Here is a 12535-nt window from a genome sequence, read left to right on the forward strand (position 1 = left end):
CCAAACTAAAGTGTAAAAATTTGTTTAATCGACAAGCAAAAATGAATTAGCAATACTGGTTCAGTTAAATCTCCTGGGCAACTCTAAAGTTTTGATTTAGTTTAAATTTTGTTTTAGGATTTTTGAGAAAATTTTTGTTGAATAAAATCAATACTAAACTAGCCTTGAAATATCGGTTTTTTCACCCATACCACCAACAGCCAATCGATCCAGCTTCCTACCAATTCCAAATTCGTACAGCTACATCGACTGATTTGATTGGTGTCGCCCAAATTATTACTGAAAGCTTTCACTCCCACAACGGTATATGGGGATGGGCTTTCCCGTTGCTACGTCTGGGTATTTACGAAGACTTAAGGCATCGGATGGCATCACCTACGCCCCGTCATATTTGCTTAGTTGCTCTTGAATCTACTACTGGTGAGGCTAATAACTTAGTCGGAAGTGTGGAACTGGGTGTACGTTATAGTAGTGATTCATGGAGCCAAGTTGGTGTAGGTTTTCCTTACTTATCTAATTTAGCGGTTCACCCAAAATACCGTAGACATGGTGTGGCTTCAGGATTGCTTACTAGCTGTGAAAAAGTCTCTCGCGAGTGGGGATTTCAAGACTTATATCTCCATGTTTTAGAAAATAACCATCAAGCAAGGCAGCTTTATTTCAAGCTGGGATATCGAGTGCATAAAGTCGAATCGAACTGGAATACATTTCTTCTAAGACGCTCAAGCCAGATGTTATTGCACAAGCACCTGAGTGCTGATTCCATTATCTGAATTGTGTTTTGGCAATTGTCAAATTTTGTTTTCCATTCCAATTAAATTTGATAAAGTCTGTAACTCATAGCGGTAATCAAACACAAACTAAGTTAAACCACGTCTACCTTGAAAATCATAGTTATTTGGACTTAGAGAAAGCTTAAAACCCAAGCTAAAACCTAATAATATACTCCTTTTAATAACTTCCGGTTTTAAAATGGACGAGGTTTAATTACAAATCCAGCCAATATTAGCTAAATATCTATAGAAATTCGCTTTGATTTGGAGAACTTACTTGGTTTAGCAAGCAAGAGGCAAGGGTAAAGAAGGCTCTTGGAGTTGCACTGAGTTTTTCACCCAATCAAATAGGAGTCCTATAGATAAAAACTAAAACATGTTAATTTCCGAAGCCAGTAAATAGCTTTTGCTAATTCTTTTTCAAAAGAATATTTGGTTTTAACTTTTTACGAAAATCCCCCTCGTTCGGATAAAAACAATTATTTTATTAGTAAATATTTTAATATTAAAAAATGTTAAACTTAGCCTTCTGGGATTTGTGGTTAACAAGTTTTTTAAAGCATTCGATATAGATAAAAATCGACTATAATGGCAACATAGGCAAAATCACGTTCTAAAAAATCATCACTTCCTCATAATAACTTTGTAATTAAGATATTCATCTTTATAAAAACTTTAAGAAAACATTAGTATAGTTTACAGACAAATCTTGTTATATCTTTTAAGATATAATCACTAAATTAGTGAAACAACGCCTATCGATTGCTATTTTTAGTTGGATTGACCAGAAAGGTCTTGATAATAAAAGAATTCAAAAACTTGATTTGATATAACAGTTAATTCCGTTTTGAAGTGCATACTACAACAACATTCATTAAAAGTTTAAAAAACATGGATAGCGAACAGCATCGACGCTATCAGACCTCTATGGTATCAACTTATTACCCTGAAACAACTTTCCTTGACTCTGTTGTCATGTCAGACGGAACTGAGCAATCGCAAGGCTCGGATATCCTTACACGTTTGCACAGTGGAAAAGTTTTCATTGTCAATAGTCGTAGGCGAAATGGATTAATACTCTTTAAACGCTACCATGCAGAGTTTGCTGGGCCTGGGGCTGCTGTGGGTGGGGATTACGATTGTGATTGCCAAAGGGCACTGCCTATAGGTAATCTTTCTTTATTAACTCCTGAATCTAATGAAGAACGCCAGAAGGCTTACTTGATTAGGCGACAGTGGATTCGATTGATCAAACAAATTACAGAAAACCCACTGCCTGGGCAGCGAGTCCAGAAAATTCTCGATCAATTTGAACAATACTTTCCACCAGAAATAGTGGCTCTTTTGCCGGATGTTGCTTTTGCTCTTTTAGTGGGTGTGCTGCCACAAACAGTGGGAGTAGTACGCCGTTTGGGCAGTGAGGTGAATAGCAGGTTTAATTACTGAGTAAATTGCTAAGATGACAAATTGGCCAAAGCAGCTTTTACTCGATTAACGGTGTGGGCGTTTTCTTCTATAGTTCCGACAGTAATTCGCAATCCTCCGCTGATGCATCGCACAAGAGTGCCCAGTGTTCTAAGTTTCTGGTGGAAAGTTTTTAAAGCAACTTCTTGTGAATAAAAGCCATTTGGTTTGAGACGCAGGTAAACAAAGTTGGCAGCACTTGGAGTAATTTGTAATTCTGGTTGCTGGGATAAAATTTCGATTAGTTTGGTTCGTTCACTCAGGGTTTGGGGAATTGATTCCAGCAAAAGTGTACGATTTTGTAAACCAACTAATGCAGCTGCGATGGAAAAACTGGGGAGATTGTAGGGTAAGCGAACTTTTTCTAAGATGGCGATCGCTTCGGGATGAGCGACACAATAACCGATACGGAGAGATGCCAATCGGAAAGCTTTAGAAAAAGTGCGTAAAATTACCCAATTAGGACGCTGTGCTAATTCACCTACTAAGGTAGTTTGACTGAATTCAAAGTAAGCTTCATCAATTACTACCAAAATATGCTGTGGCAAACTTCTTAACCATGCCAACTCTGCCTCAGTTAAACTGTTGGCAGTTGGCGAATTAGGATGTACTACGAAAACTACGCGAATCGGTGAATTTTGAGTTTGTTCGATCGCAGACTGTGCGGCGCTTATGTCAATTTCAAAATTTCTTTCATTTCTCCCCACCGCCACTACAGGAATGCCCAATGTTTGCGCCAAAATCCCGTACATTGAGAAAGTAGGATTGGCAACGAGAATTGATCCTTCTCCTCCTAGACAGGTGGCGATTAATAAAGAGCGGATAATTTCATCTGAACCATTACCAACAGAAATATTGGCAGCAGTAAATAAGGATGATGAGAGGGCGGCTGATTGATTGACATACTCAGCGATCGCATCCTTAAGTGTTTCATGTCCGCCATCGGGATAACGATTTGTTTCAATTACTTGCTGATACGTCCATGCCAGCTTCTCTTTTAACTCAGGTGGTAAATCGTAGGGGCTTTCATTTGTATCTAACCGATCGAACTGTGTAGTGACAGAATCGGCTGTATCGCTGCTAGGATGAGGTTTATAGGCGGTGAATTGGGCTAAATCTGACCGGATGAAGGGAAGCATAGTTTTAGTCATTAGTCATTGGTCATTAGTCATTAGTCATTGGTCATTAGTCATTAGTAACTAACAAAGGACAAATGACTAAGGACATTAGTTATGTGTGAGTCTAATATTTTACAACTTCAAGGTAATTGGCAAAACAGACGAATTGCTTGCCAAATTTCTTCATCACCACACCATCGCCATTTTCTGAAGATGTCCCTCAGTTCACTTTTCTTAATTGCCATTTCGTGTAGCCTTCACGCATACCTCCCCTGATCAACTTTGCCAGACGTTCTTAAGCCCGTCTGACACTTTGCCTTGAAGTTTTTACATCGTGCAAAGAACCAATAACATACCACGCACAAGGACTTTGCTCATGTAGTGGCTGAGGATATATCGTATACCAGGAATTTACAAATTGTCCTATCTGCGATACCTAGATATTATTGCGGCGGATTTTGCTTCTTTTCCCGCTCCTCAACTGCCTTACTCACAAGCCGCACAACAAGATTACTGATGGGACGGTCTTCTTCCTCAGCCCATCTTACCAAAGCCTCGTGGATATCTTTGGGGAAATATATGGAAGTACGGTTACTATAGCCGTTAGGTGGTGGGTTGAAAGATGGAGAAACCCTATCGCCCTGCGGTGTGCCACCCGAAGTTTCCACAGCCCTCCCGTTAGGTGGTGGGTTGAAGTTCTTATAATTGAAGACGCCAATTTGGCTATATAATTCTTTATTAGGGTGGTTTGAAAGGAGCGCTGCGATCGCACGTAAAACGCAGCTATTTTATAGTAATGGAGCCTCTGCTTGGGTGAAAACAGCAAAAGAAGAGGTTATATATTTTTGTAATTAGACTGCAAATAAAGTGCTTTAAAGCTATTCTTCTAATTCAAGAGCCTTGGGCTTGCTGTAATAAATTAAATTAGAAAACATATATTTATTTAGCTGAGTTTTACAGGCGGATTTTGGACAATAATTCTTTAAAACTGGTTTCAACTCTGGACAATAATTCTTTAAAACTGGTTTAATTGCTGAAAGCCGCGAAAATACGTAACTTATGCCCCTGAAGTTGGAAAAAATGGACATTAATTCTTTAAAATTGACAATAATTATTTAATGGACATATGGAGAATAACGGATTCGAACCGATGGCCTCTGCGGTGCGATCGCAGCACTCTACCAACTGAGCTAATTCCCCTTAATCGGTGCTAAATTAAGAGTACTATTACTCATTAATTTAAGACATTATCACCATAGATTATTCTAACATTCAGTTACCGATGGTTGAGGCTGTTTTTGGGAATAAACCTTCTGCACACGTTCGAGTTCCAAATCATTGAGATAATCAACAGTCCAGTTACAGCAACGCTGGAGCATGTGGAATGGGTAAGTATTCGCTACACCAACTACTTGCATCTGCGATCGCTTCGCCGCTTCGATCCCTGCTGGAGTATCTTCAATTGCCAGACATTCCTGTGGTTGAAGATTCAATTCGGGATATTCCTTATTCAGGTGTTTCACTGCCAGTAGATAACCATCGGGTTCTGGTTTGCTGGTGGTGATGTCATCACCCGCGACAATAATTTTAAAATGTTCGGCTAGTTTAGCTCGATGGAGTACCAGTTCTATTTCTTTGCGAAAAGCGCCACTAACTAATCCTAGTTTCAGATTCCGCGATCGCACCTGAAATATTAAGTCTTCTACACCTGGATATAAAGGCAGTCTCTCTATTTTCTCTAGTTCGACCACATACGCTTGGGCTTTCCGGTACAGCAACTGAGTTAAATAGTTTTCATTGCCTACTCTACCACGATTAGCGAGTAGTTGCTGAAAACAAGCGCGATCACTGCGTCCTAAAGAAGCTTGACGCTCATCGACGCGTTGGGGTTGGAGATTTTCTTCCATGAGAATCTCATCGATCAGTTGCAGGTGGATTGGCTCATCGTTAATGATTACACCATTAAAATCAAAGAGAACTGCCTTTAAACTCATGCCATTATGCCAAATGCTGGAGAACCAAGTCCCTCCAAATCATTATTATCTACTGATGTGTGAGTATACCGACGGATATTTTCGGTTGCTATTGGTTTAATGCCGCTAGTTACCTGATTTATCCACCATACATCTTGCGATCGCACTGCTTCAAATCCGGCTGCACCCATATTCGCTTCTATACTACTAGCAGCATATTCACGAATATATGGCTCTTCAAAAACATCATTGAGCCATTCTAACTGACGCAGAGTCTTCTGATTCCCATCTAGAATTAACACTTGTCCTCCAGTTCCCAGCAACCGGAAGCTTTCCCGCAGAATTGCCAAAGACACTGCATCTGGTGTTTCGTGGAATAGCAAAGAAGCTGTTACTAAGTCAAATGTTGCATCCCTCAAACCAGTTTTTTCAGCATTTCCATGTCGCCATACTATATCTAAACCAGCATTTCTAGCTTTATCTTCTGCCCTTACCAGCATATAGGGCGATAAGTCCAAACCAATAACTTCCGCTTCGGGGAAAGCCTGTTTTAACATTAAAGTAGTGGAACCTGTGCCGCAGCCTAAATCGAGTATGCGTCGTGGTTTTACCTTGACGGCATCAACTAAAGCTTGACGAACAATACTTTCATTCGGTGGCAAAACATAGTGGGTAATCGGATCGTAAGTAACTGCTGCATCGTAAGTCAGATATCCGCCAGCAATCCCGTGAAAGTTTTGATTACTGTAGTACCACGGAATTATGACATCATCTCGTCGATAGCGATCGCTCTCTTTCTCCCAATCAATACTATCAGCGTAACGCCGTAACCCGTCTTCATCAATCAAAAGACGCACTACAGGGGATAAAAAACGTTCCCAGATTGTATCTTGACGCACTGCCATATTGTGTCAGAACTTTAAGGAGCTATTTAAACAAAGTGATTTTCTTTACAAATTTTAATACATTTGGGAAGCATCTGCTTTCTCCCTATGGTGATACGTTGACGATTGTAATTTATTGTACTATAATTGTAGTATACAAATATAACTCCTAAAAGTAGTTCTTCAGCTTTACGAAAATTCAGAGAGTCAAATGAAAGACAATACAACATTTATATTGCTACAACTAACTAAGTAATGGTTTATAAGTCATACCAATAATTATCACTGCCTTATACTCAATCCCTCCGGGTGACGCTCGTACCTCGCTAACGCTGCGCTAACGGTAGTTGCTCATGGAGGAAACCCCCATGCCCTTGGGAGAAGACCGCACTACCTCACCAAAATCTAAAATTTAAAATCCAAAATAGAAAAAATTATGCCCTACGAAAAGTTAGAAATTACCACACCAGCACCCGTCTTATCTTGGGCAAATCACTCTTTGGGTCCAGAAGAAACCAAGATGGCCAAGAATGTGGCATCATTACCATTTGTATTTAAGCACGTGGCATTAATGCCAGATGTTCACTTAGGAAAAGGTGCTTTAGTGGGTTCTGTAATTGCGACCAAAGAGGCAATTATGCCTGCTGCTGTCGGTGTAGATATCGGTTGCGGAATGAGCGCTATCAAAACATCATTTACTGCCGAACAACTAGAAGGTAAACTCAAGAAAATCCGTCTGGATATTGAAGCAGCAATTCCTACTGGATTCAACGAAAACAAAGACGTTGAAAAATCTGTTATCAACTGGCAACACTGGGATGATTTTAAAGACTTGCATCGTGGTGTGCAAGACCTACAAAGTAAAGCAATGAAACAAATGGGTTCTCTCGGTGGAGGAAACCACTTTATTGAAGTGTGCCTCGATACAGAGAACCAAGTTTGGCTGATGCTGCATTCTGGTTCGCGCAACATCGGCAATAAACTCGCCCAGTGTCATATTCATACAGCCAGAGAATTAGCAAAAATGGCAGGTAATAAATTGCCTGACCCTGATTTGGCTCATTTTGTGGCTGGTACGCCAGAATTTCAAGCATACTGGCACGATTTGCAATGGTCACAAAACTATGCGCGTGTCAACCGCGATGTGATGATGGCGCGTTTTAAGCACATAGTTGAAAAGCATCTGGCAGGTGGGAAGGCAACTAAACCTTTATTGCAGGTTAATTGTCATCATAATTACGCCGAAAAAGAAGTGCATTTTGACGAGGATGTATACGTTACTCGTAAGGGTGCAGTCCGCGCCCAAACTGAAGATTATGGGATTATTCCTGGTTCGATGGGGGCAAAGTCTTTCATCGTTAAGGGTAAAGGTAATGCTCACAGCTTTTGTTCTTGTTCTCATGGTGCAGGGCGTTTAATGTCTAGAAATAAGGCAAAAAATGTCTACACACTTGATGATTTGATAGAGCAAACAAATGGCGTAGAATGCCGCAAAGATGAGGGTGTGTTAGATGAAATTCCTGGTGCTTATAAGCCGATAGAACAAGTTATGCAAAATCAAGCAGATTTGGTTGAAGTTGTAGCAACACTTAAGCAAGTTCTTTGTGTAAAAGGATAAATTAGGTAGGGTGGGTAATGCCCACCTTTTTTATTTTTTTAAATGCAGAGGCACGCTGAGGAAGAAATGATTGTTTTAAGTGAATCAGACTGAACAAATAGCTTCTAAAGACTGGCGAGAAGGATAAGTCTGCTAAGGAGTAAATATTACGGGTTAGGAATATGGCATCGGTCAATTCAAAGGTTGCGTCTTTGGCTCTACCTAAATGTTTGTAAGCTACTTGACGAAACTCTTCGAGTCTGGCACGTTTCATGTTGCAGATGAGTAATGGTAGTTCTTTTCTCAGTTTCTGCCAAAAAGGGGACTGTATTCAATCAGACCCCCCTTTATTTTTGGTAATTTCCCATTTAGTCTAAACTCCAGTCTTAAGGTCAGATTAAGTACTACTGCTTCAGTATAAACTCGGTAATTAGGGAAAACCTTTATAAAAATTTCAATGGTAAGCTTTTAAAATAGGTGCTGGTGCGTTTTCTATCTATCAGTGCCACGATATGCACATGAAGTAGATATGATCTCGAAGTCAGTACCAAGTAAACAGGAATCGGCGGCCTATGAAACGTTGCGTTGTGTTTGTCTTCTTGAGTTTTCGTCAGCCAGCATAGATAATCCTAGACTCTTTTACCATAACAAAAAAATCATGCTACGAAAAAAACACGTATTTAGTAAAAATACTGAGACAGTCTAATAGCATATTGAGTTATTTTTATAGCTATAAAATTAGTGAAGTTCGTGCTGATTTAGGGACATTTAAACTCAGGTATTTCTTATAGTTTGCTCAAATTATTGGAGAAAAATATGCGATCGCTATTCAGGAGCTAAAAATGAGAAAGAATTTTTTGTTTGCATTAATATTTAGTTTGGTTGTCGTTTTATCTTTATTAACTAGCAAAGCAGTTGCTTCTTTGAATTACCAGGAATTACCATCAGCACTCATAGCTGCTATTCGTCAAGATTTCTTGCAGTATCAGGAGAATTTTGGTGATTACAGCAGGAACAGCAAGGATCACAGAGTTTTTTTTGTTGATCTTAACAATGATCATGTCAAGGAAACAATTTTATATCCGGCAAGTGGAGTAATGTGCAGTAACCGTAGTTGTCCAATTTTTATATATACTAAAATCGGTAACAACTATAAAACAATATCTGATATAAAGGTTGTTAAAAACGATAAGTTTTCAACTATTTATGGATCAAAGAATGAACCATCAATTGGGGTTTTAAAGACCAGTAACGAAGGATGGCGTGACTTAGCAACTCGATTATTTGACTATGCAAGTCGAACAGAAAAGTGGTCACAGTTTCGTTATGGAAGTCATGGATATACAGATTCAACGCGAGTTCTGATTTCAACTCCGCGAACTATTTTGGAATATTCATCAGGTGTTGAGACAGACTTCAACAAATTTTTAGCCCCTTGATGCAGAAAGTAAACTATGAATCAATCTAGTTTAGGTTAATAGTGAATTTTTACAATATTTCAATTTTGTTTTAGTGGTAATTTAAAAAATCAAATATAAACAGGACTTTAAATGTAGCCTATTTAGAATTTTTGACAGCTAGTTTATCACCTATTTTGGTAAAGTATAATCCTATATCGTGGTAAAAATTATTGACGATTTAAAAAATAATTTTAGGAAATCATAGAGATATAAAATAATAATCACAACTATAATTAATTATGTCTTTAAAACAATCTTTTCAACCATCTTTTACTCGAAGCAGCTTAGTGATATTCTTAATTGGTGCAATTAACCTCACTAATTTTTCAATGGTAAAGGCTGGAAATGTTTTTGAAATAAACAGCACTACCCAAACATGGCCTTCAGCTTCAACACAATCGGATCAAACAAAAGCTTCAAAAACAATAAATTCTGCTCTTTTAATAGGTGAGTGGAGTCAGACTGGTAAATGTAACTATGAGCGTTTTATTTATACTTCAAATGGTAAATATATTTGGCGTAAAAAAGAAGGAAGAAGATGGAAAAATCAATATCAAGGAATTTATGTTTTTAAGAATGGGATAGTAATAGTTGCTGATGGGCCAAACACGGGGGGAGCGCAGATTAACATTTATTCTTTAACTAGAAAATCTTTTATAGGTACATGGGTTGCTACTGAAGAGTTAACTTTTGAAAATCCAGAAGATGCAAAGTTTAACTACACAAAATGCACTACGAATATAAATATTTTTGTTAATCAGAAAAACGCCTAATACTAAGCCCATCACACCCTAAGCACCCCTGTCTCTAATGCTACTGTCCATAAAAATTTAAGTGTAGGTATTATTTATTGTTAGCGCTAGTCTACGACAAACTACTACTCGCTGATAGCGCTAACATTTAAATTTGGTGTCTTTTCAAAATTACATTGTCAAAGATTGAGGATTTGTCTCAATCAATTTCGCTAAATCTTGCAAGAATGCCGCAGCATGGGCACCATAAATAATCCGGTGGTCGGAAGTAATATTGACTTGCATTTGTTGGCGCACGCCAAATAAACCGTCGGGTGTTGCTACCACTTGCGGACGGGATGCCCCGATCGCTAAAATTGAACCTTGTCCAGGTGGCAAAATCGCATCAAATTTGTCTACGCCAAACATCCCCAAATTCGACAGAGTGAAAGTACCACTGTTGTATTCTTGGGGCTGTAGTTGTTTTGCCCTGGCACGTTCTACCAAAGATTTCCAAGTACGCGACAGAGAATAAATATCCACTGCGTCTGCATTTTGCAGCACAGGTGTAATCAATCCGCCATCATCCATTGCTACTGCTACAGAAATGTTGATATCAGAATGATAGACAATACCCTGGTCTGAGTAGCTAGCATTTAACAATGGGTGTTTTTGCAATGTCACTGCTACAGCTTTCGCTAGTAGCGCTGTCATTGTCACGCCTTTGGATTTAATTTGTTTATAAAGTTTGTCTAATCCGTCAGTGGTAATTGTATAACCGACACGGAAGACGGGCACGGATATGGTGGCTACCATATTCCGCACGACAGCATTTTGGAAGGTAGTTAAAGGTACGGTTTGACCAGGAACAGCCGTCGCCACGGGTGCGGGTGCTGGTGTCCGAGGTGCTGGGGGTGCAATTGGGGCGCTGGTTGGTACGGGTGCTGGTGGGGCAGCTGGGGCAGGTGCAGGTTGTTTGCCCTTATTAGACAATGCTTCTACATCTTCGGCGACAATGCGTCCGTGTGGGCCACTACCTTGGAGTGTAGTTAAATCAACTTTGAGTTCTTTGGCTAACTTACGGGCACGGGGTGAAACTACAAGCCTTCCTTCTTTGTGGTTAGAACCGTTTTGAGACGCTAAGGCAGGTGTGGCGGCTGAGGCTGTAGCGGCAACTGGTTCAGGGGAAGAGGTAGGAGTAGCAGCTGCGCCGCCAGAATTGGCAAGAGATTTGGCCTGTTCAATTTCAGCTTCCGTTTCAGCGATGAAGGCGATCGCAGATCCTACTGGGGCAGTTTCACCAGCTTCAACTATGATATGGGCAAGAAATCCCTCATAGAAGGTTTCTACATCCATATCTGCCTTATCTGACTCTACAACCACCACTGTTTCGCCTTTTTCCACTTTGTCCCCAGGCGATTTCACCCAGGAGACGATTTTGCCTTCCGTCATGGTGGAACTCAGCGCCGGCATAAATACTTCGTGAATGCTCATAGGGTGGTTTGGAAATCAATGGTTTATGGACTTTAACAGTTTTTGTCAGATCGAATTGTATCTTGATGGGAGAGTTTTAGACTGTTTATATTTTAGGTTGAGGATTGGGCAAAATAGTTCCGAGTGCTGAGTAAAGAAGTAACATTCCCCACTCAGCACTCCTGAAGGGCATGGGGTATTGGGCATTGGTTATTCACTAATGACTCTAGGAACCTAAATATAGCTTAGAGGTCTATAATACAGAACTATCCTCAATGGTTAGCCAATATCTCGATGTCGTTTTAGTCATTGACTTGCAAAAACCACCACGAGTTTCTCACAGATTAAATGGGATTGCTATTTAATATTCCTCATAACCACTACTTAAGATACAAGAGCTTCTCACGGATAGAGGATATAGGATGTAGTTCAATCTAGAATTCAAAACTGGTAATAAACCTATTTGAAATTCCTGTTTATTTTTATGTCGGCAAAGCTGAAATTCTTTTTGATTGTGATATTAAGTATCTCTGCCACGGCTGGTGCTGGAATTTATATTATTCAGCACCAGCAATCTGCACCAATTGTTGAGACTAGTGATGAGCAAACCCAGCAGATGGGAGCAATACATCAGTCTCAGGAAGTTGCAGCATTCTCAGAGCGTTCCGATTATCAAACTATACCTTTAGAAAAGCTCAACTCATCTCTCCAAGGCAGTAATCCTACGACCCTCGCCCTGAATGCCTTTGAGGATATAGCAGTGGGAGGAACGCGAAAGATAGATGTAGTTTATCCGCAACCAAATCAGGCGTTAGTAACGATTACGCAAATCAAACGGGATAATAATTCAGTTGGGACAGTTAAATATCGAGCAGAGATGACAACCTTTGGGCGATCGCTTTTTATTAGCTCACCTCCAGTGTGGCAAATTGTTTGGGCTGGCTCCCAGGCAGAATGTTGGTCTGGGAGCCGCTCTTACACTAAGTTAAATCACATCTGTCATTAGTCATTGGTCATTGGTAACAAAACAAATGACTAATGACTAATGACAACGGACAAATG

At 39.8% G+C, this 12535-nt stretch carries 11 protein-coding genes and 1 tRNA gene; 6 read left to right on the forward strand and 6 right to left on the reverse strand.

The genetic code is table 11. The features are described 5' to 3' along the window. Positions 1-134: 134 nt before the first annotated feature. Positions 135-773: a GNAT family N-acetyltransferase gene (locus tag NLP_RS30430; RefSeq protein WP_234017125.1), complete on the forward strand. Its 639-nt coding sequence runs from the start codon at positions 135-137 to the stop codon at positions 771-773. Between the two features lie 891 nt (positions 774-1664). After that, positions 1665-2219 carry a hypothetical protein gene (locus NLP_RS30435; RefSeq protein ID WP_104909571.1) on the forward strand — a complete coding sequence of 185 codons (555 nt, stop codon included), beginning with the start codon at positions 1665-1667 and terminating at the stop codon, positions 2217-2219. 8 nt (positions 2220-2227) lie between these two features. Here NLP_RS30435 and NLP_RS30440 read toward each other — a convergent pair whose 3' ends face one another. The 5 genes from NLP_RS30440 to NLP_RS30460 form a co-directional block, all read right to left on the reverse strand. Beyond that, positions 2228-3376 (reverse strand): histidinol-phosphate transaminase, encoded by a 1149-nt coding sequence (locus NLP_RS30440; protein ID WP_199784894.1) that lies wholly within the window; start codon positions 3374-3376, stop codon positions 2228-2230. A gap of 422 nt (positions 3377-3798) precedes the next feature. Next, a complete protein-coding gene (locus tag NLP_RS34445) occupies positions 3799-4023 on the reverse strand; it encodes a ribbon-helix-helix domain-containing protein (RefSeq protein WP_199784725.1) in 225 nt (74 codons plus the stop codon). 459 nt (positions 4024-4482) lie between these two features. Next, a tRNA-Ala gene (locus tag NLP_RS30450) sits at positions 4483-4555 on the reverse strand. A gap of 65 nt (positions 4556-4620) precedes the next feature. Next, positions 4621-5349 carry an HAD family hydrolase gene (locus tag NLP_RS30455; protein ID WP_104909573.1) on the reverse strand — a complete coding sequence of 243 codons (729 nt, stop codon included), beginning with the start codon at positions 5347-5349 and terminating at the stop codon, positions 4621-4623. Further along, a complete protein-coding gene (locus NLP_RS30460; RefSeq protein WP_104909574.1) occupies positions 5346-6233 on the reverse strand; it encodes a class I SAM-dependent methyltransferase in 888 nt (295 codons plus the stop codon). The genes NLP_RS30455 and NLP_RS30460 overlap by 4 nt, the downstream gene beginning before the upstream one ends. A 415-nt stretch (positions 6234-6648) precedes the next feature. On the opposite strand from NLP_RS30460, the gene NLP_RS30465 reads away from it, so the two are divergent. The 3 genes from NLP_RS30465 (at position 6649) to NLP_RS30480 (ending at position 10042) form a co-directional block, all read left to right on the forward strand. Beyond that, on the forward strand, positions 6649-7830 hold the full coding sequence (locus NLP_RS30465) for an RtcB family protein (RefSeq protein WP_104909575.1): 1182 nt from the start codon (positions 6649-6651) through the stop codon (positions 7828-7830). Between the two features lie 821 nt (positions 7831-8651). Then, entirely contained in the window at positions 8652-9248 is a 597-nt protein-coding gene (locus NLP_RS30475) for a hypothetical protein (protein ID WP_104909577.1), read from the forward strand. A 260-nt stretch (positions 9249-9508) separates the two neighbouring features. Beyond that, the gene (locus NLP_RS30480) at positions 9509-10042 is read left to right on the forward strand and encodes a hypothetical protein (protein ID WP_104909578.1); all 534 of its coding nucleotides are present in this window, start codon (positions 9509-9511) and stop codon (positions 10040-10042) included. A 150-nt stretch (positions 10043-10192) separates the two neighbouring features. Here the strand turns inward: NLP_RS30480 and NLP_RS30485 are convergent, their stop codons facing one another. Next, positions 10193-11494 (reverse strand): dihydrolipoamide acetyltransferase family protein, encoded by a 1302-nt coding sequence (locus tag NLP_RS30485; protein ID WP_104909579.1) that lies wholly within the window; start codon positions 11492-11494, stop codon positions 10193-10195. A 463-nt stretch (positions 11495-11957) separates the two neighbouring features. Between NLP_RS30485 and NLP_RS30490 the strand changes: the two genes are divergently transcribed. Then, positions 11958-12479 carry a hypothetical protein gene (locus tag NLP_RS30490; protein ID WP_104909580.1) on the forward strand — a complete coding sequence of 174 codons (522 nt, stop codon included), beginning with the start codon at positions 11958-11960 and terminating at the stop codon, positions 12477-12479. The last annotated feature ends 56 nt before the right edge of the window (positions 12480-12535 follow it).

The organism is Nostoc sp. 'Lobaria pulmonaria (5183) cyanobiont' (assembly GCF_002949795.1).
In the GTDB taxonomy this organism is placed as follows: Bacteria; Cyanobacteriota; Cyanobacteriia; order Cyanobacteriales; family Nostocaceae; genus Nostoc.